Annotated in this window: 21 protein-coding genes; 7 read left to right on the top strand and 14 right to left on the bottom strand. The window is 61.8% G+C overall.

Features of this window, described 5'->3' with window-relative positions; genetic code table 11:
* Positions 1-4 precede the first annotated feature (4 nt).
* From sufD to LUN51_RS13325, 4 genes are all read right to left on the bottom strand, one after another.
* Entirely contained in the window at positions 5-1342 is a 1338-nt protein-coding gene (gene sufD, locus LUN51_RS13340; protein WP_040244040.1) for a Fe-S cluster assembly protein SufD, read from the bottom strand.
* Positions 1339-2091: a Fe-S cluster assembly ATPase SufC gene (gene sufC, locus LUN51_RS13335; protein ID WP_040244042.1), complete on the bottom strand. Its 753-nt coding sequence runs from the start codon at positions 2089-2091 to the stop codon at positions 1339-1341. Before sufC ends, sufD begins: the two co-directional genes overlap by 4 nt.
* Before the next feature lie 89 nt (positions 2092-2180).
* Positions 2181-3623, bottom strand: a complete 1443-nt coding sequence (sufB, locus tag LUN51_RS13330) for a Fe-S cluster assembly protein SufB (RefSeq protein WP_040244044.1) — start codon at positions 3621-3623, stop codon at positions 2181-2183.
* A gap of 67 nt (positions 3624-3690) precedes the next feature.
* Positions 3691-4158: an SUF system Fe-S cluster assembly regulator gene (locus LUN51_RS13325; protein WP_040244045.1), complete on the bottom strand. Its 468-nt coding sequence runs from the start codon at positions 4156-4158 to the stop codon at positions 3691-3693.
* A gap of 221 nt (positions 4159-4379) precedes the next feature.
* Between LUN51_RS13325 and LUN51_RS13320 the strand changes: the two genes are divergently transcribed.
* From LUN51_RS13320 to LUN51_RS13310, 3 genes are all read left to right on the top strand, one after another.
* The gene (locus tag LUN51_RS13320) at positions 4380-5771 is read left to right on the top strand and encodes a YcjX family protein (protein WP_277811656.1); all 1392 of its coding nucleotides are present in this window, start codon (positions 4380-4382) and stop codon (positions 5769-5771) included.
* Positions 5768-6811 carry a YcjF family protein gene (locus LUN51_RS13315; protein WP_277811655.1) on the top strand — a complete coding sequence of 348 codons (1044 nt, stop codon included), beginning with the start codon at positions 5768-5770 and terminating at the stop codon, positions 6809-6811. The genes LUN51_RS13320 and LUN51_RS13315 overlap by 4 nt, the downstream gene beginning before the upstream one ends.
* Positions 6812-6925: 114 nt before the next feature.
* Positions 6926-7366 (top strand): universal stress protein, encoded by a 441-nt coding sequence (locus LUN51_RS13310; protein WP_277811654.1) that lies wholly within the window; start codon positions 6926-6928, stop codon positions 7364-7366.
* 45 nt (positions 7367-7411) lie between these two features.
* Here the strand turns inward: LUN51_RS13310 and LUN51_RS13305 are convergent, their stop codons facing one another.
* The 4 genes from LUN51_RS13305 to LUN51_RS13290 all read right to left on the bottom strand — a co-directional run bounded on the left by LUN51_RS13305 (position 7412) and on the right by LUN51_RS13290 (position 11242).
* Positions 7412-8497, bottom strand: coding sequence for an AI-2E family transporter (locus tag LUN51_RS13305; protein WP_143333961.1), 1086 nt, complete (start codon positions 8495-8497; stop codon positions 7412-7414).
* A 41-nt stretch (positions 8498-8538) separates the two neighbouring features.
* Positions 8539-9351, bottom strand: coding sequence for a Cof-type HAD-IIB family hydrolase (locus LUN51_RS13300; protein WP_277811653.1), 813 nt, complete (start codon positions 9349-9351; stop codon positions 8539-8541).
* A gap of 252 nt (positions 9352-9603) precedes the next feature.
* A complete protein-coding gene (locus LUN51_RS13295; protein ID WP_277811652.1) occupies positions 9604-10866 on the bottom strand; it encodes a M20/M25/M40 family metallo-hydrolase in 1263 nt (420 codons plus the stop codon).
* Positions 10867-11116: 250 nt separating this feature from the next.
* On the bottom strand, positions 11117-11242 hold the full coding sequence (locus LUN51_RS13290; protein WP_277811651.1) for a hypothetical protein: 126 nt from the start codon (positions 11240-11242) through the stop codon (positions 11117-11119).
* A gap of 190 nt (positions 11243-11432) precedes the next feature.
* Between LUN51_RS13290 and LUN51_RS13285 the strand changes: the two genes are divergently transcribed.
* The gene (locus LUN51_RS13285) at positions 11433-12059 is read left to right on the top strand and encodes an O-methyltransferase (protein ID WP_277811650.1); all 627 of its coding nucleotides are present in this window, start codon (positions 11433-11435) and stop codon (positions 12057-12059) included.
* Between the two features lie 57 nt (positions 12060-12116).
* On the opposite strand, the gene LUN51_RS13280 is transcribed toward LUN51_RS13285, so the two are convergent.
* Positions 12117-13070, bottom strand: a complete 954-nt coding sequence (locus tag LUN51_RS13280; RefSeq protein ID WP_277811649.1) for a VOC family protein — start codon at positions 13068-13070, stop codon at positions 12117-12119.
* A gap of 295 nt (positions 13071-13365) precedes the next feature.
* Between LUN51_RS13280 and LUN51_RS13275 the strand changes: the two genes are divergently transcribed.
* Positions 13366-14106 carry a dienelactone hydrolase family protein gene (locus tag LUN51_RS13275; RefSeq protein WP_277811648.1) on the top strand — a complete coding sequence of 247 codons (741 nt, stop codon included), beginning with the start codon at positions 13366-13368 and terminating at the stop codon, positions 14104-14106.
* Between the two features lie 173 nt (positions 14107-14279).
* Here the strand turns inward: LUN51_RS13275 and nagE are convergent, their stop codons facing one another.
* From nagE to LUN51_RS13250, 5 genes are all read right to left on the bottom strand, one after another.
* Positions 14280-15959 (bottom strand): N-acetylglucosamine-specific PTS transporter subunit IIBC, encoded by a 1680-nt coding sequence (gene nagE / locus LUN51_RS13270; RefSeq protein WP_277811647.1) that lies wholly within the window; start codon positions 15957-15959, stop codon positions 14280-14282.
* A gap of 56 nt (positions 15960-16015) precedes the next feature.
* On the bottom strand, positions 16016-18544 hold the full coding sequence (ptsP, locus tag LUN51_RS13265) for a phosphoenolpyruvate--protein phosphotransferase (RefSeq protein ID WP_277811646.1): 2529 nt from the start codon (positions 18542-18544) through the stop codon (positions 16016-16018).
* A gap of 109 nt (positions 18545-18653) precedes the next feature.
* Positions 18654-19676, bottom strand: coding sequence for an SIS domain-containing protein (locus LUN51_RS13260; RefSeq protein ID WP_277811645.1), 1023 nt, complete (start codon positions 19674-19676; stop codon positions 18654-18656).
* Complete coding sequence (gene nagA, locus LUN51_RS13255; protein WP_277811644.1) at positions 19673-20815, bottom strand: N-acetylglucosamine-6-phosphate deacetylase; 1143 nt, start codon at positions 20813-20815, stop codon at positions 19673-19675. Before nagA ends, LUN51_RS13260 begins: the two co-directional genes overlap by 4 nt.
* Positions 20816-20859: 44 nt before the next feature.
* Positions 20860-21600, bottom strand: coding sequence for a GntR family transcriptional regulator (locus LUN51_RS13250; protein ID WP_277811643.1), 741 nt, complete (start codon positions 21598-21600; stop codon positions 20860-20862).
* A gap of 251 nt (positions 21601-21851) precedes the next feature.
* Between LUN51_RS13250 and LUN51_RS13245 the strand changes: the two genes are divergently transcribed.
* A complete protein-coding gene (locus LUN51_RS13245; RefSeq protein WP_277811642.1) occupies positions 21852-22481 on the top strand; it encodes an SDR family oxidoreductase in 630 nt (209 codons plus the stop codon).
* A gap of 117 nt (positions 22482-22598) precedes the next feature.
* Entirely contained in the window at positions 22599-24539 is a 1941-nt protein-coding gene (locus tag LUN51_RS13240; RefSeq protein ID WP_277811641.1) for an exoribonuclease II, read from the top strand.
* The last annotated feature ends 15 nt before the right edge of the window (positions 24540-24554 follow it).

Here is a 24554-nt window from a genome sequence, read left to right as displayed (position 1 = left end):
GGGCTCAAGCCTCCTCAAGCGCGTCGGAAACCTCGACCAGATCCGCGAGATTGAAGCGCTCAGGCAATTTCCCCGCCACGGCACGCTCGACACGCTCGGCAATGACCGGCAAACGCACCTGGTCCATCACCTCGCCAGCGAACGCCAACGTCAAGAGACCGCGCGCCATTTGCTCGTCAATGCCGCGCGTGCGCAATGCGAAGACGGCTTCCTCGTCGAGCTGGCCGGTCGTCGCGCCGTGCGAGCACTTGACGTCGTCGGCGTAGATTTCCAACTCCGGCTTAGTATCGATCTCGGCGCGGTCGGACAACAGCAGGTTGGCGTTGTTCTGATACGCCTCGATCTGCTGACTATCGCGCTTGACGATCACCTTGCCGTTGAACACGCCCCGGGCACGGTCGTTGAGAATGCCCTTGTAGTTCTCGTTGGAGAAGGTGTTCGGCGCGTTGTGGTTGACCAGGGTGTGATTGTCGACGTGCTGACGACCCTGAACGAAGAACAAGCCATTGTAATTGGTCTCCGCGCCTTGAGCGTTGAGATCCGTGACCAAGTCGGTGCGCACCAGCGCGCCGCCCAAGTTCAAGTTGAACGACGTAAAGCGCGAATCTCGACCCTGTTCGATATGGATGCTCGCCACATGCAGGTCCTCACTAGAGGCTTCCTGAAGCTTGTAGTGATCGACGATGGCGCCGCGTTCGAGCATGACTTCGCTGACCACGTTGGTGAAGTTGGCCGCGCCCGCTTCGCCGGCGTAATGCTCGATCACAGTGGACTGGCTACGCGCTCCGGCCATCACCAACACGCGCGGATGACTCATCCGTGCCGATTCATTGGCGCGCGAGGCGAAAACCACATAGATTGGCTTTTCGACCACGACGCCCTGACCGATACGCACGACTGCGCCTTCCTCGGAAAGCGCCACGTTGAGCGCGGTGAACGGCGAGAAGTCGACCCCTGCGAGACGCCCGATGGCGCCACCGATCGCCTCGTGGTTAGTACGCATTGCCGTGGTTAACGGCTCGACGGAAACGCCGTCGGGCAGATCTGTCAGGTCGGACAAAGCCGCCGAGAAGACACCATCGACGAATACCAGGCGATGCGCGTCCAGCGGCATGCCGAGTGCCGCGAAACGCGCCTCGTCGAGCTCGGCGTCATCGGCCAGCGTGAATTCGCCTTCGGCGATGCGCCGAACGTCGGTATATTTCCAGGCCTCGTCACGCTTGGTAGGAAATCCCAAGGCTTCGAAGCGTGCCGCCCCGGCCTGGCGGCGTGCCGCCACCCAGGTCGGCTCGTCATCGGCTCGCTCGCCGAGCCGCTGTAGAAAAGCGTGTGCTGCACTCATGCCGCAGACTCCTCCAGCACCCATTCATACCCACGGGCCTCAAGCTCGTTGGCAAGATCCTTATCGCCGGACTTGACGATACGGCCGTCCACCAGGACATGGACGCGATCCGGCACGATATGCTCAAGCAGACGCTGATAGTGCGTCACCATGAGAATTGCGCGATCGGCATTGCGCAGCGAGTTGATGCCCTCGGCGACCACCTTCATGGCGTCGATATCAAGCCCCGAGTCGATCTCGTCGAGCATCGCCAGCTTGGGCTGCAACACCAGCATCTGCAGGATCTCGTTGCGCTTCTTCTCGCCGCCCGAGAACCCCTCGTTGACCGCACGCTGCAAGAAGCTGCCGTCCATCTTCATGAAGCTCAGCTGCTCGCGTACCAGCTTCATGAATTCCGGCGCCGGAATTTCCTCTTCACCACGCGCGACTCGCTGAGCGTTGAGCGCCGCCTTGAGCAGGTAGATGTTCTTCACGCCCGGAATTTCCACGGGGTACTGGAACCCCAGCAGGATACCGGCCAGCGCGCGCTCTTCGATTTCCATTTCCAGCAGATTCTTGCCTTCGAACAGTATTTCCCCGCTGGTTACCTCGTAACCATCCTTACCCGCAATCACCGCCGAGAGCGTCGACTTGCCCGCCCCGTTGGGGCCCATCAAGGCATGAACCTCGCCGGGATTGACGGTCAAGTTCAGCCCCTTGAGGATTTCCGAACCTTCCACCGTGACATGCAGATCTTTGACTTCGAGCATCTTGATACCTTGCTTGCGTTCGAGTCGCCCGGCGACTCCGATACATGGATTGAGACCTTGACTGTGCGCCTGGCAGCATCTCGGGTGCGTTACCCGACTGCCCCTTCCAGCGTCACATTGAGAAGCGCCTCGGCTTCCACCGCGAATTCCATCGGCAGCTCCTGGAAGACGTCCTTGCAGAAGCCGTTGACGATCATGTTGACGGCGTCTTCTTCGGAAATGCCACGTGACTGGCAGTAGAACAACTGATCCTCGCCGATCTTCGAGGTGGTCGCCTCGTGCTCCACGGTCGCCGAGCTATTGCCGATTTCCTGATACGGGAAGGTATGCGCGCCACAGCGGTCACCGATTAACAGCGAATCGCACTGCGTGAAGTTGCGCGCGTTCTTAGCGCGTGGACCGACCTTGACCAGGCCACGATACGCCTGATCGCTGCGGCCGGCGGCGATCCCCTTGGAGATGATGGTGGAGCGCGTTCCTTCGCCGATATGAATCATCTTGGTGCCGGTATCGGCCTGCTGGCGACCGTTGGTCACCGCCACGGAATAAAACTCGCCGACACTGTCCTTGCCGCGCAGCATGCAGGACGGATACTTCCAGGTGATCGCCGAACCGGTCTCGACCTGCGTCCAGCTGATCTTGGAGCGATCGCCCCGGCAATCGCCGCGCTTGGTGACGAAGTTGTAGATACCGCCCTTGCCGTCCTCGTCACCGGGGTACCAATTCTGCACCGTCGAGTACTTGATGTTGGCATCTTCCAGCGCCACCAGCTCGACCACCGCCGCATGCAGTTGGTTCTCGTCACGCTGCGGCGCGGTGCAGCCTTCCAGATAGGACACCTGGGCGCGCTTATCACAGACGATCAATGTGCGCTCGAACTGGCCGGTATTCGCCGCATTGATGCGGAAATAAGTGGACAGCTCCATGGGGCACTCGACACCTTCGGGCACATAGACGAAGGAACCGTCGGTGAACACCGCCGAGTTGAGCGCGGCGAAGTAGTTATCACCCTGAGGCACGACGCTACCCAAATACTGGCGCACCAACTCCGGATACTCGCGAATCGCCTCGGAAATCGAGCAGAAGATGACACCCGCTTCCGCCAGCTTCTCCTTGAAGGTGGTCGTCACGGAGACGGAGTCGAACACCGCATCCACCGCGACCCCGGCCAACGCCGCGCGCTCGTGCAGCGGAATCCCCAACTTCTCATAGGTTTCCAGGAGCTTGGGATCGACCTCGTCGAGGCTCTGCGGCTTGTCTTCCTGCTTTTTGGGCGCGCTGTAATAGGAGATCGCTTGATAATCGATAGGCGGATAGTCGAGATGCGCCCAAGAAGGCGTAGTCATCGTCAACCATTGACGATAAGCCTCCAGGCGCCATTCCAGCATCCACTCGGGCTCGCCTTTCTTGTTCGAGATGAAGGCGATGGTGTTTTCATCCAGCCCCGGCGGTACGGTATCGCTTTCGATGTCAGTCACGAACCCTTGGGTATATTCGCGCTGAACAAGCTCTTCCATTTCCTGACTTGCCATGGTGTCTCTCCTCCCGAGCGGTATGCTCTCGGCGCGTGGCCATCGCCACGGCCCCGATATCGTCTAATCAAATCTCGGCGCGACTCGCCAAGGTCACGCTCTGTATGGGCAATTGAACGGGCAGTTTCAGCGGTGCTTCCTGGGCTAGATGCGCCAGGGTCACGCTGTCGAGCAAGGTGCGAATAGCCAGCGAGACACGCTGCCAGTTATCAGCGACGCCGCAGGTGTTGACCAGATCGCAGTCGCCATCGGCGTGGCTGCACTCGGTCATCGCTACCGGCCCTTCGATGGCGCCGATGATATCGGAGGCGGTAATGGACGCCGCCGGTCGCGCCAACCGATAACCGCCCAACGAGCCGCGCCGCGATTCCAGAAGCCCGGCTCTCACCAGCATCTTCAACGTCTTGCTGACGGTGGGGTGTGGCAACTGCACCGCATCGGCCAGCTCGGTGGCGGCGTGTGCCTGCTCCGGGTAACGCGCGATCTGCGCCATTACCACAGCGGCATAGTCGGTTAGCTTGGAAAGCTTCAACATGCCCTCACTCCACGGATGCTCTATTGAGGACCATTTTAGTCCTCTATGGATTCGATGTGAAGAGAGCCGACGAGTTCACGGCTTCGAACGCTATGTTAGCGTCAAGATAGCGACCATTCGCATCAATAATGACAATTATTACTATTTGAGAAGACTATCGCCTCTTGCCTTGAGCACGATTCACCCGCACATTCGAAGCAGAACTTCAGTCGGATACCGTAATGCGACGTCACCTGACCCAGGAATTGCACAATTTCATCGAGCGCGGCCGAGACCGCCAACTGCGTCTCGCCGTTACCGGTCTTTCCCGGGCCGGCAAGACCGCCTTCCTGACCTCGCTAGTGCATCAGTTGCGCCATGCGGGCCTGGAAGCACGCCTCGATCTGTTGCGCGCCGCCCGCGAGGGTCGCCTGCTTGGCGCCCAGCGGGTCGCTCAGCCCGACCTCGGCGTGCCGCGTTTTCCCTATGACGCCGCCATGGCCTCCCTCGACGGCACACCACCGCACTGGCCAGCGCCCACGCGGGGCATCAGTGAGCTGCGCCTGACCATCAAGCACCGTACACGGCGCGCCCGGGGCCTGCTGGGCGATACGGCGACGCTCACCCTCGACTTGATCGACTACCCTGGTGAATGGTTGCTCGACCTGCCCCTGCTCGAGCACGACTTCCTCAGTTGGAGCGAGGCACAGCAGACCACCATGGGCAGTGAGCGCCAACGCCTCGCCGCGACCTGGTTGAGCGCCGCCGAGGCCCTAGCCCCGGACGACGAAGCCGACGAAGGCCAACTCGCCGAGATCGCCAGCCATTACGCCAACGCATTGCGCGCCTCGCGCGAGGCCGGCTTCGCCGATCTGCAACCGGGGCGCTTTCTACTCCCGGGCGATCTGGAAGATGCGCCGGTACTGCAATTTTTTCCGCTTCCCGGCGTGCGCGAAGCCAACCGCGCCGAGCTCGACGCCTTGCCCGAGACAAGCGTCTACAAGACGCTGGCGCGGCGGTTCGACCATTATCGCCGCCACGTGGTCAAACCGTTCTACCGTGAGCATTTCCGGCGCTTCGACCGCCAGATCGTACTGGTCGATGTGCTGGGCGCGCTCAACGCCGGTCCGGAACGCTTCGAGGATCTTTCTCGGGCGCTGAGCACCCTGATGCGGAGTTTCGATTACGGCAAACGCAGCCTGATGAGCCGATTGTTCTCGCCGCGCATCGATCGTCTTGCCATCGCCGCGACCAAGGCCGACCACGTCACGCCAGAACAGCATCCCAATGTCGTCGCCCTGCTCGAATCCCTGCTTGCCGAGCCACTCAAGGATCTGCGCTATGCCGATGTGCCGGTGAAGGCGCTGTCCTTGGCGGCGGTGCGTGCCACCGAGCCACGCGAAGTGGATAATGATGGCCAACGCCGCGCCGCCCTGCGTGGTACCACCCTGGAAGGCGAAGACGTACTGCTGTTCCCCGGCGACGTGCCGTCCCGCTTACCTGAGCACGACTTCTGGGCCCGCCAAGGGTTCGACTTCACGGCATTTCGGCCCCCGCACCGCGACACGCCCGAATTACCGCATGTACGCATGGATGCAGCGCTCGACTGGCTGATTGGAGATAAATTGAAATGAGCGAGCCGCGCCCCGGACAACGTTTTCGCGTCGATCCTGAGTCCCCGCCCCACTTTACGGCTACCCCCGAGCCTGGGGAACGCTTTTCCCCGGACAGCGTTTCTCATCCGCTCGCCGCACAGGATAGTGAGCCGGACGTTCCCCTCGAAGCCAGCCTGGGCAAACCCCGCAAGCGCCGCTGGGGGCTGGTGACCCTACTCGGGGGAGCCCTGTCGCTAGGCAGCGTGGAAGTCGCGCGTCATCTGTATACCGCCACCCTCGACGGCGACTGGCTGGCAGGCGCCTGGAGCGCACTGGGTATCTTGGCGCTGGGCTTAGGTGCCGTGGCACTATTACGCGAACTATGGCGTCTGCGGCGTCTAAAGCGGCACACCCGATTGCGTGACCAACTCGACTCCCCCGAAGAAGCAACGCCCCAAGACATGCAAACGCTCGCCGAACGCTTGCGGCGCCAAATGCAACTCGGCGACGACGACCCCCACTGGCGCGCTTTTCAAGCCGCACATCAGCCGCACCACGACGCTCAGGAAACACGCACCCTGCTGGCGCACCACCTCCTGGCCCCGCGCGACCGCCAGGCACGCCGATTGATCGCGCGCATGTCCAGTGAAACCGCCGTCATGGTCGCCGTCAGCCCGGTCACCTTTTTCGACATGGCCCTGATGGCGTGGCGCAACATTGGGCTTATAGACCGTCTCGCCGCGCTATACGGCTTAGAGCTGGGTTACGCCAGCCGCCTGCGCCTGTTTCGCGCAGTGCTCTACAACATGGCCTTCGCCGGCGCTAGCGAGATCGCCACGGATGCCGGGATGGACCTGCTCTCGATGAACGTAGCTGGCAAGCTTTCCACTCGCGCCGGCCAAGGGCTCGGCGCAGGCCTTCTCACCGCGCGGCTCGGATTGCGCACGCTGCGCATGACACGCCCAATCCCCTTCGACGAAAGCGAAGCCCCGCGCCTCGCGGACCTGCGTCGCGAACTCTGGCATCGCCTGCGCCGGCTGGAAACTCAAAGCGATAACCAACAACCTACGTCATCTTGATCCAAATCACGATTCGGCGCGTCCTTGGCAACTAAGCTAGAGTGAGTGCACTCGTGATTGCCTCCAAGCGCTTCGCGAGTGTCGACTTTCACGCCAGCATAGACGGAGGTTGCTATGTTCTCGACCATCGTGGTTCCCGTTGACGGATCGGAAACAGCCAGCACGGCGCTCGATATCGCCTGCAAGCTGGCCAGCGCCGACGGTGCACGCCTACATATCCTGCATATTCCCGAATCGCTGGCCCACGACACTCTCCTCGTCTGGGGCGTCGGCGCGGTGCCAATGGAGGCCAGCGCCGAGAAACTCGAGCGTGCCGGCCGGCAACTGCTCGATGCCGCTACTCAGGCCGCTAGAGAACGCGGTATCACCGATGTCGAAGGCTCGCTGCATCAGGGCGACCCGGCACGGGTGATCATTGAGCAAGCCAAGACATTAGACGCCGACGCCATCGTGATGGGCAGCCGTGGCTTGAGCGACATCGCGGGGCTCGTCGTCGGCAGCGTCTCGCACAAGGTATCGCACACCGCTCCCTGCCACGTGATCAGCGTGCATTGATCTACCTGTTGTCCGCCAACCATTGCGAATCAATGCCGGCCACCCTTATTTGTCGGTGGCTGGCTTGAGTGTTCGCTCAAGCGCATGCCCTCTCTGCTCCAGCCAGCCTTTCACATACAAGCGATGGATAAGCACCATACCCAGCACGACCAGCGGTTCGGCGACCAACACACCTATCAAACCAGCGACCAACCCTAGCCATACCTGCATCACCAACAAAAGCCCAGGTGGAATACTCACCGCCTCGCGCTGGATGAGCGGCGTGACCAGGTAACTTTCCAGCGCCTGGATGCCGACATAAAGCACGGCCACATGCAGCATCGCCGTGGAATCGATCGAGAACGCCACCAGCAAGGCAGGAATCGCCGACACCACCGGCCCCAAGTAGGGAATGAGCGATAAAAATGCCGCGAGAAGGCCGAGCGACAACGCCATGGGAATACCCAGCATCCAGAGGCCAGTGCCGACCAGCACTCCCACGACGGACATCGACGTGAGCCTGCCCAATAGCCACCAGGCAAGCTTACGCTTGATGACATCCATTAGGTCGGCAGCCCCTTCCCGCCGAGAAGGCGTGATGAGCCGCAACACACCGGCTTTATAAATGGCCGGGTCGAACGCAATGAACAGCCCAATGAATACCACCACCACTACATTGAGCAATGCTCCCAGCGTGGTCGAGAAAACGGTGGAAACGCGTGCGGACCAGTTGCCCAGCACATTCTCGGACGACGAATTATCGCTTACTCGTTCGATAAACTGCGATCCCAGCGGCCACTGGCCTATCGTTTGTTTCAAGTCGGCCAGCGAGTTGGGCAGTGTCTTGGCAAGCTGTTCGAATTGCTGGCTGATACTGAAGGCAAAGTTCACGCTGAAGGCGGCAAACAAGCCAGAAACGACGAACAATACGACCACCAATGCCCAACGCCGAGAGAGGAAACTGTGACGGCACAACCAGCCTGCCGGCAGCGAAAAGGCCAATGCCAGCAGCAGCCCGACGAAGACCATCAGCAGAATTCTGAAACCGAACCAGAGTGCGGCCAATATCGTCATGGTGACAGCGACTATGCCGGCAGCGATCCAGACTTTACGCGCATATTCGCTCATATAGTGGTGCGTCGGCTCTCCCACGAATGACACTCCTTGTCATGCGAATATGAATGAAACTCGGCTTACTTGGCGATGACCTTCAACTCGAAAAACTCCTGCAACAGCTGTGCAACACCGAACGGATGATGGTGACCGATCCGCCTGGCACCGGGTGCGCGTCTCGGCAAATCCGGGTGGGCGTTCTCCACTATGAAGCCGTGGCCGGCCAACGCCAGCATCTCGGCATCATTGAGGTTGTCGCCGAACGCCAAGCAGCGCGTCGCGGGTAGCTCGAGATGCGTCAACAGACGCTCCAGCGTGGCGCCCTTGTTGACGCCTTCCGCCATGATTTCCAGTGAGTGGGCCATCGAATAGGTCACATGTACCCGTGTGCCTAGCGCCTCGTTGATGCTCTGCTCCAACGACGCCAGCGCGACGGGATCGCCGATGCACAGCACCTTGCCCACCCCATTGCCATCGTGTGCCTCGAGATCGGCGACCCGATAATGAAAACCGGTATGCGCGTGCAAGGCTTTCAACTCCGGCGCCGACGCATCGATCAACCACTCGTCGCCGGTATACAGGTTGAGCCGAATATCGGCATCGCGTGGCAGCTCGACCAACGCTCGCACCAGCTCCGCCGGCACCCACTGTTCGGCGATCAAGCTATCGTCGGGCGCGTAGAGATGTGCCCCATTGGTGCTCAATATATAGGCGGGCACGCCCAGTCGGCGGCGGAACGCCGTGATATCGTGAAAGTGACGCCCCGATGCCAGCGCCAGATGATGGCCCTCGGCGGCCAAGGCCTGAAAGGTCTCGATGGTCAATTCATCGAGATCGTGCTCGGCATTGAGCAGTGTGTTATCCAGATCCGTGACAATCAGATGAGGCTGCATGCGGCTTCCCAGTTGGTTCTCGACACCCCAAGGTTACCGCATATCGGCCTGAAGCTGGGGACTGGCGTTAGCGCCACGTACTGTTGGTCAAGGTGCATCTCACAACAGGACAGCCCCATATGCAGAAAGAGCGATATCGACGACTCCAACTCCAGTGTGGCCGATCATTCCGTGCTTTGTCCTTGAGTCGCCCAACTGTTCAGCATTTTCTTCGTGCGGAGCATGGCGGATAAATGCTGAACAGTTAAATGCCTAGAGAGCGCTATTCTCATCACCTTCATCGGGCTTGGCCGAGCCTTGGTGCTCCAGCGGCGTGGCCCGGTCGAGACGCGGATGGTTGTCGAGAAACTCGCGGTGCGGGTCGTCGAGGGCGTCCAGCGCCTGGATGGTGTACGTCAACGCATGGATCGCCGCCAGCACGTCCTGAGTATTGCCGGTCTCGGAGATGGTGTGCATGTTGCGGATCGGAAAGCCGATCGAGGTGGCGGCGCAATCTACCGCCGCCAGCACACCGGCCATGCCGTCGGTGCCAGTGTCGGCGCCGACCATGTCGCGCTGCATGGGAATGTCGTGCTGCTTAGCGGTGCTCTCGATGATCCGATTGAGCTGCTCGCTGGCGATCGCGCCCACCGCCATGGTGAAGCCCTTGCCCATTTCCAGCGGCTGCATGCGTCGGTCGCCGATGCCGGGCGCCGCCATATAGTCGTGATTGACGTCGACGCCGATCAGCACGTCCGGCTCGAGTTCCCCGGCCAGTACCCGGCTACCGAAGCGGCCGATCTCCTCGTAGCTGGCGATGGCGAACAGCACGCGTACCTGCTCGGTGCCGCCCGCCTCGGCGATCAGCCGTGCGACCTCGCTGGTGACGAAGCAACCCAGGCCGTTGTCCAGGTAAGCGCCGTAGAAGGTGTCGGGGCTGAAGCCGGGGCGGATGGGACGATCAAAAATAATCGAATCGCCAGGCCGCACGCCCAGGTTCAGTACCTGCTGCTTCTTGTTCTCGCCGTGGATCTGCAGATCCAGGTAGATCTGCTCCTTCTTGATGCCCCGGTCACCCGAACGCACCGCCGGGTCGGTGAAATGAATGGCGCCCAGCGCCTCCACCGTACCGCCCTGGATCACCCGGTAGCTGCCGGGATTGTCGGGATCTTCGCTGAACAGCTTGACCTCGTGGCCGATCAGTACCGTGGGCAGGAAGGAGTCGGTATTGATCCAGATCTTGCCGTCATCGCCGATCGAGCGCACCTGCATGCGAATCTTGTCGGCGTGACCGATCAGCATCACCTTGAACAGGTCGTCGCGGCCGGGATGGGTATCCAGCACCACGCCGGCGTGGCCCTGGTACTGATGAAGCTGCCAATCGCTCGGCGCGAACGACTCGAACTGCGGCTTGAGCACGCCGTAAGTCATCGCACCTTCCAGCCCCACCGGGCTGGGCGCGTCGAGGATTTCGCGCATCAGCTTGAACTGCTGCTCCGGCATGGGCCGGTTCCAAGGGTGGTTGGTCTCGCTCATTGAGGCTCTCTCTTGCGGATTCATGGGATATATGAGGCCAGTCTGGCAGATTTCAGGCCACTAACTGAAGCCAAACATCACGATGCTCTGCGCGACACTGCGGCGTCATGGGCGTGGGCGTCTACGCGTCCGTTAGGCTCCAGGCATCTGCCACGTCAGTCCGTTTGTGAGAGCAGCGCGGCACGCAGCTCTTCCGACAGCGGTGGCTCGGCCAGCCAGATACCGAATTTCGTCACGGTCGCCCGGTTAATCACCACGTTTCATTCTGACGGACCATCCAGGCATCGAAAGTGACATCAAGAGTCGCGTCATCGAAATCGTGCTCGGCATTGAGCAAGGTGTTATCCCGATCCGTGACAATCAGATGAGGCTGCATGCGGCTTCCCGGTTGGTTCTCGACACCCCAAGGTTACCGCATATCGGCGCGCCTCGTGTCGCCTGGAAAAAATGTGCAGGCACAGTGAATCAAGCCGGCTTGTATTAACATGGCCCGTCGTACCGATGATCACCCTCTAAACCTGCACTACTCGCTCACCGTCGGTGGGCATCTTTTCCAAGGAGAACCCATGTCTACCTTCGACCCTCGACTCGATATGGACGACGCCATGCGGCATGCCCTCGCCCTTTATCACCAGCGTATCGAAGAGGAAAAGCAAGGATATGGTGGCCCACATCGCCATATGGCGGTAGGGCCAGCGGCCGGGCGTTTCATCAACTTGCTGGCCAGCAGCCTCGACGCACCGCACATCCTCGAGCTGGGCACCTCTCTGGGCTACTCGACAATCTGGCTCGCCGATGCCGCCCGCGCTACGGGCGGCCAAGTGACCACGATCGAATTGGAAGCGGAAAAATCTGCGATTGCCAAGGAAATGGCCGAAGGCGCGGGGCTCGCCGAATGGGTCAATTATCAAGTGGGAGACGCCCTGGCATTGATCGACAGCCTCGACGGGCCCTTTGACTTCGTGCTCGTCGATCACTGGAAAGATCTTTACCTGCCGAGTTTCGAGGCCTTTCGCGACAAGCTCGCCCCCGGCGCCATTCTGGTGGCCGACAACATGATCCGTGGCGGCGGTGGCGATAGCAGCGGCCAAGCCGAATACGCTGCCGCAGTACGTGCAGCACCGGGCATGACGAGCGTGTTGCTACCGGTGGGCTCAGGGCTGGAAGTCAGCCGCTATGAGCCTGCCCAGTGATGAACGCTGGTCTCCTTCCCAGCATCAGGAACGTCCCGTCAATCGCTTCAGACGGGATCAATCCGCGTTCATTGGCGGCGTGCCGTGTGTATGGAATGTCTCGATGGTCTTCATTCCCCAGGCTTGGCCTTTCTTGCGCTCGGCTTCCGTCCAGACTATAGGTTGCCAATCCGGCGCAAGGATCAGGCGAGCGCCAGCATTGGCTAGTTCCACACGGTTGCCCGCAGGCTCCCACACATAGAGAAAGAAGGTGCCTTGTACTGCATGCTTGTGGGGGCCAGTCTCGATATGCACCCCATTCTGCAGGAAGATATCGGCAGCGCGCAGGATATCCTCGCGCTGGTCGGTGGCGTAGGTGACATGGTGCAAGCGCCCCTGACCTCGACCATGCTCTTCGGTGCAGGCAAGGTCGTAGCTCTTGTCATTGATCGTGAACCAGCATCCGCCGAGGCGACCATTGTCGAGCTGGATCAGCTCCGTCACGCGACTGCCCAGGCACGTTTCCATGAAGCGCCGAAATTCACTCACGTCTTCAGCAAGCAGGTTGACATGATCGATCCTTCGAGGCGCCGCACCGGTGAAAGCCGAGGCGGTATTCTTCAGCGCAGGACGTTCGGTATCTTCCTGCGGCGCATACCACACGGTGTCGTAGTAGATCTCGAACACGTGACCGAATGGATCCTCGAAACAAAACGCCTTGCCATGGCTCTGATCGCCATCGATCCAGCCGTGGGTCGTATAGCCTGAAGCCTCGATCGCCTTGACCCGACGCTCCAGAGCCTCCGGAGATGCGGCGCGATAGGCAATGTGCCCAACCCCGGTAGCGCCGGCCCGTGTCAGTTTCAGGGAAGCATACTCGTAGTCGTCCCAGGCACGCAGGTAGGCGCTGGTCGCGTCCTGTCCGGATAGTTTTAGCCCATAAACGCGGGTGAAGAAATCCAGACTCTCCTCAAAATGGTCGGTCAGCATCTCGACGTGGGCAAGATGCGCGATATCGTTACAATGCTCCATGAGTGTTCCTCAACGTTTGACTAGTAGCGAACTGACGATGCAAGCGATCCTCCAGGTGCTCTCAAGTGGTGCTGGCACCAGGTGCATGTACTTGAAAGCGTGTCATTTCCGCTCGTCGTCCGAATAATGCATTTCACTGCAAGTCTTATACGTTTTATTTATCTGGAGCTGCGAATGATCACCGCAGCGGGAAAGACACGGGCTCGTCAATCGATCCTGTCTCCGGTTAGATTCGTCTCTAGCGACATTCGCCTTGGATGGCATCAAGTCGCCACCAACAATACGGAGCTCAGCCATGTCTCGTGCTATCGAAATTCCCGCCGCCGACGGCACCATCGACGCGCATATCTTCACGCCCGAAAACGCCGACGGCCCTCTTCCGGCCGTGGCGCTGTTCACCGATATCGGTGGCCTGCGCCCCTGCTACCACGAGAAGGCCCAGCGACTCGCCGATAACGGCTATGCCGTGTTGATGCCCAATGTCTACTACCGCGATGCGCGCGGACACATCGTGCCGGAGGGCAAGTCCTTCCGCGATCCGGATGTGCGGCCGACGCTGCTCGAATACGCCGGCCATCTCACGCCCGAGGCACAATCCCGCGACTTCGACGCCCTGCTGAACTGCATCGACAATGAGCCCGAGTTCGCGAACGGCAAGATCGGCGTGGTCGGCTATTGCATGACCGGCGCCTTCGCCCTGCGCATGGCGGCCGAACATGCCGACCGCGTGGCTGCTGCAGCCGGTTTCCATTCGGCGCGACTGGCCGAGGCAGACGACCCGAACAGCCCCATGAGCGTCGTCGGGAATATCGAAGGGCGCGTCTATTTCGGCCACGCCGACAAAGACGAACTGCTGCCCCCCGAGCAGATCGCTCGCCTGGACGAAGCCCTCGCCACCGCCGGCGTGCACTTCACCACCGAGCTCTACAAGGGCGCGGCCCATGGCTTCACGGCCAAGGACGCCCCTTCCTACGACACAGCCGCCGATGACCTGCACCACAAGCGACTGTCCCAGCTCCTGGAAGAAACGCTGTAATGGAGTCTCCATTGACCGGCCAGCAGCGAGTATTAAAGTGAACCGAATTTAGGGCCACCAGCAGGAAGTGACAAAATCAGTGTGAAACGGCGGTTTGGGCATCCCTCAAGGCACAAAAAAGGCCGGGCAATTTTGCCCGGCCCAAGCTGATCGGCTTTCACACGCCGCTGCGTTCAGCGATCCCCCAGGCTTGCGGCGACGCCGGGGGCGCGTTCGCCGAGCAGTATGTGGACCAGACCGCCGTCGATGCGTTGAATGCCTTGCGCGCCGAGTGTCTTGAGCGCGGCTTCGTCGAGACACGCAACATCGGCGAGGCGAAGCCGCAGGCGGGTCATGGCCACGGCGGTGGCTTCCTGGACGTTGCCGCGCCCACCCAGGGCCGTCAACCAGTGGTCGAGTTGTTCGGCACTCAGTCGCTCCACGCTAGACATATCCGAGCCACTCCCCTCGCTGACCGCTGGTGCCTCACCCGGCGCGGCGCCTTCGGCACTCATCGCGGCGCGAATCTCGTCGGCAACGCCGTCGGCTATCGGTCCGAGGATTACCTGCAAGCCACCGCCGCGTAGGTGCAGCACGCCACGTGCACCGAGCTGCTTGAGCGCCGGTTCATCGATGGCTTTGTCGTCAACGAGCACCAGTCGCAGGCGCGTGGTGCAAGCACCCACGCTGGTCATGTTGGCTGCCCCACCCAAGGCATGCACGAAAGCTGGGCCACGCTCCCCGAGATCGGTCGGGGCGCTAGTGGCACCTGCGGTTTCCGGTTCACGCCCTGGCGTGGGTAGATCGAAGCGCACAATCGCCCAGCGAAACACCGTGTAATACAGCGCGAAGTAACAAAGCCCCACCGGAATCATCAGCCAGCCGTTGGTCGAGAGCCCGTAGGAAAGCGCGTAGTCGAAGGCACCAGCCGAGAAGGTAAAGCCAAGTTTGACGTCTAGCAGGTTCATGAGCACCAGCGAGAGGCCGGTGAGCAGCGCATGCAACACATACAAAAACGGCGCCAGGAACATGAAGGTGAACTCGATCGGCTCGGTAACGCCGGTCAGGAAGGCGGTCAACGCCAGCGATAGCAACAAGCCACCGACCTGGGCACGACGACCCTTGGGCGCAGCGTGATACATCGCCAGCGCCGCCGCCGGGAGGCCAAACATCATCACCGGAAAAAAGCCCGCCATGAAGCTACCCGCGCTGGGATCACCCGCGAAGAAGCGGTTGAGGTCGCCGGTCGCGCCATCGAAGCTGCCGAACACGAACCACACGAAGCTATTGAGTACGTGGTGCAGCCCAGTGACGATCAGCAAGCGATTGAGCACACCGTAGACGAAAAGCCCCAGATCGCCGGCGTCGATCAACCACTGGCCGAGGGTGTCGATGCCGGTCTGTACCGTCGGCCAGATCACCCCGAAGATCATCCCCAGGATGACCGCAGCTAGCCCGGTGACGATCGGAATGAAGCGCCGCCCGCCGAAGAAAGCCAAGTAATCGGGAAGCTTGATGTCCTTGAAGCGGTTATAGAGTAGGCCCGCCACGGTGCCGATGATGATGCCCGACAGCACCCCCATGTTGATGTCTTCGTTGAGCGTGTGCAGGACCGCATCGAGTACCAGATAGCCGACGACTCCCGCAAGACCGGCGGCGCCGTTACTATCGCTAGCGAAGCCCACCGCTAGGCCGATGGCAAAAATCAGCGCCAGATTGGCGAAGATCGCATCGCCGGCATTGGCGATGAAGGAAATATCGAGCAGGTCTGGCTGCCCCAAGCGCAGCAGCAGACCGGCAACCGGCAGCACCGCGATGGGCAGCATGAGCGAACGACCCAGTTTCTGTAGGCCGCCCATGATATCGAGTCGCATGATCGTTTCTCCCACTCTTGTTGTTGTCCAGAATGTCGTTGTTCCGAACGGGCGCGTCAGACGGTGACCGGTGCTTCCAGCCAAGCCTTGACTTGCGCGCGCACGGCGGCGCCGTCGTCCAGTTCCAACCAGGCCGACAGTTGCGCGGCGAGTGCGCCAGCATCTAGCTCACGCAGTGAAGCCTTGACTGCCGGCACGCGGCTTGGCTCCACCGAGAGCTCGTCGACCCCCAGTGCCACCAGCACGGCCAGCGACAGCGGATCACCGGCAGCGGCGCCACATACACCCACCGGGCAGCGCCCGGCGGCGCCATCGACGGTTGTCTTGATCAGCCGCAGTACTGCCGGATGGAGCACGTCGAGTTGTGCGGCAAGTCCGGGATCTTCACGGTCCATGGCCAACGTGTACTGCGTCAGGTCGTTGGTGCCGATCGACAGGAAATCGGCCTCGGCGGCGAGGCTGGCGGCGCAAAGTGCGGCTGAGGGCACCTCGATCATCACCCCAAGTTGCGGCAGGCGGCTCACGCCCAGTTCACTGGCCAGCGTTTCAAGTCGTTGACGCAATGCCCGCAACTCCCCGACGCCACTGACCATCGGTAGCATGATGCGCAGCGAGCCGATTGGCTCAAGCGCGAGTAAAGCGCGTAACTGACTCTCCAGCAGCTTCGCTTGGCTTGCCCACAGGCGAATGCCGCGCACGCCTAACGCCGGATTGGCAACGCTGGGCAGCGGTAGGTAGCCCAGTTGCTTGTCGGCGCCGATATCCAGCGTTCGTACGACCACCGGCTTGCCGCCTAGTGCATCGAGCGCGGCCTGATACTCATCGCGTTGTTCGCCGATGCTCGGCGCGCGATCACGGTCGAGGAACAGGAATTCGCTGCGCAGCAGGCCGATACCGTCGGCGCCCTCCTCGGCGGCGATAAACGCCTCGGCGCCGCCGGCGACGTTAGCGCATACCTCGATAGTGCGCCCGTCACGGGTCGTCGCAGGCTGTCTTGCCGACTCGCGGGCAGCGCCTCGAGCCCGCTCACGCTCAGCGATACGCTCAAGCATGGCCTCGAGACTGGCGCTATCCGGTTGCGGTTCGAGCAGGCCGCGTTCAGCATCGAGAATCGCCATCTCTCCTTCGGCCGACTCCAGCATCGCGCCCATCGCCACCAAACACGGCAGGCCCCGGGCACGGGCGAGAATCGCCACGTGCGACGTGGCGCCCCCCGCCACCAAGCAGATGCCCGCCGGACGCTGAGCGGCCAAGGCCGTCAGTTCCGACGGCGTCAGATCGTCGGCGATGACGATGGCGTCGGCCGGCACCTGTGGGACACTCGGCGCCGACCCCAGGTGCGCCATCACTTGATGCTGTAGGTCGCGCAGGTCGGCAACTCGCGCCGCCAGCAGTTGGTTGCCAATCGCCTGCAGACGCACCGCTTCATCATCGAGGGCCTCCTTCCAGGCCTGCCCGGCGCTGCGTCCGCTGTCGATGTAACCTTCTGCGGCCTCGCGTAGCGCCGGATCATCGAGCCAGGCCAAGTGCGCCTCGAGGATCTCGGCCTCACTGCTTCGTGCGCTGCGCTTGGCTTGCTCCAGCGCCGTCTCGAGCGAATGACCGACGTTCTCCAATGCCACGCCCAGCGCCTCGCGCTCATGCGCCGGAACGCCTCCGACTTGCGGCACTGTGGGTAATGCCGCCACATAATGATGCAGCGGCCCGACCGCGAGCCCTTGGCTAGCGACGAGCCCAGCCAACTGCCCTACCCCAGCCTCGGCGGCAGGCACTTCGGCAGTACTAGCTACGGGATCATCGGCCTCGGCTTCGCTCAGCAGCCGCTCGGCGTTATCCAACGCCGCCGTGGCACATTCGCCTCGCGCGATCAGCGTTACACGATCGCCGTTCACCAGCCCTAGATTCATCAACCGGCTCAAGCTGCGCGCATCGACGTGCGTTTCGCCGTGGACGAGTTCGAGATCGACATTCTGTTCGTGGGCGATGGCGCGTAGCCGGGCCGCAGGCCGCGCGTGCAATCCGGTCGCCAGTCCCAGCGTCACCTCGCGGGTCGCTTCCTGCGTTTGCCGAGGCGATGCCTCGACCGGTTCCGGCGCAATGTTCGGTGAGGTAGAAGCCGCTTCGAGACGCATGATCGACTCGCCCTGGCGCACCATGTCACCGCTGTGCTGTGTACTGAGGAGTGTCAGACGCCAACCGGACGGTTCGGCGATAATCAATGGCGTGATCAGGCTCATCGCCTGCTGGGCGACTGGGTCGGCATCGAAACGCAATAACGGCGCGCCGGCCTCGACCCTTTGCCCGGCCTCGACCAGCAGCTCGATGCCCGCACCGTCGAGATTGACGGTATCCAGCCCCAGATGAATGAGCAGCTCGACGCCACCCGCACTGCGAAGCGTCACCGCGTGGGCGGTACGTGCACAATGCACGATCTCGCCGTCGCAAGGCGCATGCAGCGTGTCGCCGAGCGGATCGATGGCCATGCCCTCGCCGAGCGTGCCGCCGGCAAAGACCGGATCGGGCACCGCGTCGAGGGCGACGAGCACGCCATCCACCGGTGCCTGAATATCGAGTGATGAAGCCATGTTGCCTCCGGCATTGTTGTTGTAAAGAACGTCGCTGTGTCGCTGTAGGAAACGACGTTTAGAAAGAATCGTTGTCGCGCATCGTTTGGCTGAGAGCGATGGACAACGCTCAGCGGGTACGGGTCACCTTCTTGAGATGACGCGGTTGATCGGGATCGCTACCCCGTGCCACCGCTAGCTGAGCGGCCATGACGTAGAAACTCTGGATGACCGACAGCGGCTGAAGCACCGCATGGCCAGCATCGGTGACTGTCAGCTCACGCTGGGCAACATCTTCGTCGGCGGCCAGCAACACCCGCGCGCCGACGCTTTTAAGCCATTCGGCGAGCTCAAGTAGGCCGGCCTGCTCGGGTCCCGGTGGGGCGAATACCAGCACTGGGTAGCCGGGGCCGATCAACGCCATCGGTCCGTGCTTGACCTCGGCACCGCTGAATGGCTCAGCCTGGAGGGCGCAGGTCTCCTTGAACTTGAGCGCCGCTTCCTGGGCGACGGCCAACCCGGCGCCGCGCCCTACCACCATTAATTTGTCGGCATCGCGCAGTGCCTCGATGGCCGGCGACCAATTCTGCTCGGCCGCCACGCGTAGCCGTGTAGGTAGCGCCTCGAGCACGGCGAGCAATTCACGATCCCGGTTCCAGTGACCGAGCAACTGAGCGCAGGCCGATAGCGTGGCCAGGTAGCTCTTGGTCGCGGCAACACTGCGCTCCTCGCCGGCATGCAGCGCAATCTCGCGATCACTGACCTCACCCAACGGTGACTGGGGCGTATTGACCAGCGCCAGCGTCTGCGCTCCGCCAGCGGCCAGCGCTTTTTGGGTTTCGATCAGATCAGGGCTCTGGCCGGACTGCGAGATCGCTAGCGCCAGCTGGCCGTCAAGCTTCCACGGCGCCCGCGCCAGGGTAGTCAGCGACGGCGGCAGCGAGGCCACCGGAATCCCTCGGCTCTGCATGCATAGATAGGCGAAGTAACTGGCAGCATGGTCGGAGCTACCGCGCGCCACGGTGACCACACCCTGCGGGTCGCATTGCCGCAGCCACTCGCCGAGTTCGGCCAGCGGTTCGGCGTTGTGGGTCAATTGAGCGGCGACGCGTTCGGGAGCATCATGCGCTTCATTGAGCATCATCGAACTCATGCATCGTCTCCTGGGCGGGTCGTTGAAGCGTCTTGGGGATGATCGCCAGCCACGCACTGGCCCTCGACGTAGACACAGTCGACGGCCAGATTGCGATCGAGCACGACCAGATCGGCGTGACAGCCAGCAGCCAACCGGCCGCGATCATGCAGACCAAGAAAGTCAGCAGGATGGCGCGATACGCGCTCGCTGGCCTCGGCCAGTGATAGGCCGATCTCGACCAGATTGCGCAGCGCCTGATCCATGGTCAGGGTACTTCCGGCGAGCGTGCCGTCGGCTAGGCGCACCCCGCCTAGACATTTAGTCACCGCCTGCTCGCCAAGCCGGTACTCGCCATCGGGCATGCCGGCCGCAGCGGTCGAGTCGGTGACGGCGTAAAGACGCGGGATGCTTCGGAGCGCGACGCGAATCGCCCCGGGATGGACGTGCAACAAGTCGGGGATTAGCTCGGCGAAGTCGGCATGTGCCAAGGCGGCTCCCGCCATCCCCGGATGGCGGTGATGCAAACCGGTCATAGCGTTATAAAGGTGGGTGAAACCGCAAGCGCCATGCTCCATCGCCGCCACGCCCTGCTCGTAGGTGCCCAGGGTATGGCCAAGCTGCACGCGCACGCCGCGCTCACTCAGGTGGCGAATCAGCGCATAGTGACCAGAGAGTTCCGGCGCCAGGGTCACCAGCCGAATCGGCGCCAACGCACACAGCGCGTCGATCTCGGCGATTTCACCAGGCCGTGCATAAGGCGGCTGAGCACCGAGCTTACCGGGATTGATATAGGGCCCCTCGAGATGTACGCCGAGTATGCGTGCGCCCTTGCCGGGTGACTGCTCCATCAAGGAACCGATTTCGCCAAGTACGTGGCGTATCTCGGCGTCGGTGGCGGTCATGGTCGTCGCTAAAAGGCTGGTGGTGCCGAAGCGCGCATGGGTACGCGCCAGCGTGGTCACCGCCTCGCCGCCTTCCATGGTGTCGGCGCCACCGCCGCCATGCACATGCAGGTCGATGAAGCCAGGCAGTATATAGAGGGCATCGTTGTCCGCCGGGTCGACCGGCGCACCGTCAATGCGCGCGATACGTCCATCGCACCAGTGGATATCGCCCAGGCGCCAGCCTTCGGGGGTGAGGATGTTGCCGTAATGCATTGGCCTACCTTTTTAACGCGCCCACAGACGCGCGTTCGCGTTGGTTATCGAGCCCGCTGAAGCTCGACCATGAAGTCGTAGTAGTCAGTGCGGCAGTACGTGATGGTCAGCTCCGCCGGGGTGCCGTCGGCGAGGTAGCCGAGTCGAGTGACCTTGAGCAACGCCTCCCCTTTGGGCACTTCGGCCAAAGCGGCCAGTTCGGCGTCGGCATTGACGGCAGTCAGGTGTTGCAGAGCGCGTTCCACCGTCTTGCCGCGCGCTTCCAGCGTCGCGTAAAGCGACTGTCCGACGTCTTCCGGCTCAGGCAGTATCGATTCGGGCAGGCAGCTTTCCTCGACCGCCATCACCACGTCGTCGGCTAGGCGCAGACGCTTGAGACGCGCCACCTGAGTGCCGCCTCGCAGCCCGAGGCGCAAGGCCTCTTCGGTACTCGGCATGCCCAATTGACGAGACAGCCAACGCGAACGGGGCGTGAAGCCACGCTGCGTCAACAACTCAGAAAAACTCGTCAGACGCGTCAATGGCTGATTGAAGCGTGGCGCAATGAACGTACCCGAACCGTGCGTACGCCGAATCAGGCCCTGCTCGGCGAGTCGTTCCAACGCCTTGCGCGCGGTAATGCGCGAAACCTCGAGCGTTTCAGCCAATGCGCGCTCTGAGGGTAAAGCCTCGCCGGCCTGCCAGGCTCCCGCCTCGATGGCATCACCCAACTGCCGCGCCAACTGATGATAAAGCGGCGTCGCCAGATCGGGATCCAGCGTCATCTCGACAAAACGTGGGTCCATGAAGACGCTCTCTCATATCGGTTCTTAATAACCAATATAGAGCCTCCTTAATACCAGTCAAATACCAATTGGTCTTGTAGTGGTATCTATAAAGCCATGTGAAGAGGCAAGAGAAAAAAGAAGGAAGAAGAGAAGGCGTTAAGGAAGAAAGGAGTGAGGAGCGCAGCGGGTAGACACAAGCGCCTTTCGGACTTGATTACCGGCGCCGAGAACCGCATGCAATAGTCATCGACAACACTGAGGAGAGCCCCATGAAGACGCTAGTAATCGGTGCCAACGGCCAGATCGGCCGCCAATTTTGTGAACTCGCGCATGAGGCCGACGTGCCGATTCGCGCGATGATTCGCGATACGTCGCAGCAGGCGTGGTTCCAAGAGCGAGGTATCGAAACGGTTCTCGCCGATCTGGAAGGTGACTTCCGCAAAGCATTTTATGGCTGCGATCAGGTGGTTTTCGCGGCGGGCTCGGGCCCGCATACCGGCCCCGACAAGACGTTGATGATCGACCTATATGGTGCGCTAAGCGCGATCGATCTGGCCGCGTCACTGGGTATCGGGCGTTTCCTCATGGTCAGCGCGATGCGCGCCGATCAAGTGCTTGAGGCACCGGCCAAGCTACGCCCTTACATGGCCGCCAAGCATGCCGCCGATGCCCATCTGCGTGCATCGAGGGTGCCTTACGTGATCCTCAAGCCGGGCCGATTGACCGACGAGGCCGCGACGCAACGTGTCACGACCGATGTCGCCAACGCCGATGACAATCGCATTTCACGCGCCAATGTCGCGCATGCGTTGCTCGAGGTAGTGCGCAATCGCGAACTGCGCCAACGTGAGTTTTCCCTGCTCGATGGCAATACGGCGATTGATGAGGCGCTGCGCTGATCCAGCGCTCGGCGGGACATCACGTGTATCCCCGCCTTTCCCCGCCAGCCGTCGGTTGGCGGGGAATACACGAACCCGTATAGTATCGACCTACTCCCCCCAACCGAATGTGTCTCGATGCTGCAGAACAACTCCGCGCTTGCACAGCTCAAGCAACAGATTCGTGAAACCACCCCGCGTGTTCAAGGGGTGATCAAGGCCACCGATCGCGGTTTCGGCTTTCTCGAAGCCGAGGACGGTACTTCCTATTTCGTTCCACCGCCCGCCATGAAGCAGGTACTGCATGGCGACCGCGTCGATGCGCTGATCAAGCAGGAGGGAGACAAGACCTCCGCCGAGCCCGATACGCTCCTCGAAGCGGGGCTCGACCGTTTCGTGGCGCGACTGGTCAAGCGCGATGGGCGCCTGAGCGTCGTTCCCGATCATCCTTTGATCAACAACCAGTTGCGCGCACGCTTAAAGAATTCGCTCGACGAAAGTACGCTCGGCGACGGCGACTGGGTCGTAGCACACTTGGTGCGTCATCCGCTCAAGCCTGACGACCGCGGGTTCTTCGCTCAGGTCGACGAGCTCGTCGTCAAGGCCGATAACCCTGCCGTGCCATGGCGCGTGACTCTGGCACGCCATGCGTTGGAACAGGCATCGCCGCAATTCGGCGAGCAATGGCCGCTGCACGATGAAGGTCTCGAGCGCGAGGACTGGACCGCGGCACCCTTTTTCACCATCGACGGTGAAAAGACACGCGATATGGATGACGCGCTGCATATCGAGACACACGAAGATGGCTGGCGTCTCAGCGTGGCGATCGCCGACCCCACTGCCTATGTCCGCGAGGGCGACCCGGTCGACCTGGAAGCGCAAACACGGGCCTTCACGGTGTATCTACCCGGCCAGAACGTCACCATGCTGCCGGAAACGCTTGCCAATGAGCTGTGCTCGCTGAAGGAAGGCGAGGATCGCCCGACCCTGGTTTGCACATTGGATATCCAGCGCGACGGCACCCTCGGCGACTATCGCTTCTTCGCCGCCAATGTCCGTTCGCATGCCCGTCTGGTGTATGACCAGATTTCCGACTGGCTGGAAGGCCAAGGCGATTGGGCTCCCGACGACGAGACCATGGCCACGCAGCTCAAGGCCTTGGCCACGATGACCGAGGCCCGCAACGCCTGGCGCGAGGAACACACGCTGGTGTTCAAGGATCGCCCCGATTATGCCTTCGACGTCGATGACGCGGGCAACGTGTTGGCGGTCCGTATCGAGGAACGTCGCACCGCTCAGCGCATGATCGAGGAGTCGATGATCGCGGCCAACGCCTGCTGCGCCGACCTACTGGCCTCGCGCGTGGGCCATGGCATCTTCAACGTGCACCAGGCGTTCGAGCCCGAGAAGGCCGATCAGGCGATCGAGTTCCTGGCCGCCCAGGACATCAGCGTGGAACGCGAACAGTTGCTGGAGCTTTCGCGCTATCGCGAGCTGCGCCGCGCCCTGGAAGCACGTGAGGATGCCTGGCTCGACGCACGTCTGCGCCGTTTCCAAGGCTATACCAACATGTCCGCCCAGCCTGGCCCGCACTTTGGGTTGGGACTGCCGGCATACGCTACCTGGACATCGCCCATCCGCAAGTATGGCGACATGGTCAATCACCGCTTGATCAAGCGCGTACTCAAAGGTGAGGACGCACCCGCCGAGGCCAGTCAGACATTGACCGAGCAGCTCACCGAGCGTCGGCGTCTGAATCGTATGGCGGAACGTGACGTCAAGGATTGGCTCTATGTTCGCTATCTCGGCCCCTCCGCCGAAAATGGCGAAGTCTTCGACGCCGAGATCATCGCCATCAACCGTGGCGGCATGCGGGTGCGGCTCTCCGCCAATGGCGCCACGGCGTTCATCCCGGCGCCCTTCATGCACAGTGAACGCGACAAGGTCGCCATCGACGACAAGGAAGGCCGTATCCAGATCGAGGGCCAGCCGCGCTACAAGCTCGGCGACAGCGTTCAGGTCGCACTGGCCGAGGCTGTCGAGGCGACACGCTCATTGGTCGCGCGTCCCGCCGTCTGAAGCTCGCTATGCCTT

The organism is Chromohalobacter canadensis, assembly GCF_029544075.1.
Taxonomy (GTDB): domain Bacteria; phylum Pseudomonadota; class Gammaproteobacteria; order Pseudomonadales; family Halomonadaceae; genus Chromohalobacter; species Chromohalobacter canadensis_A.
The sequence above is the reverse complement of the archived record's forward strand: the minus strand, read 5'-3'. Positions and strand labels throughout refer to the sequence as shown.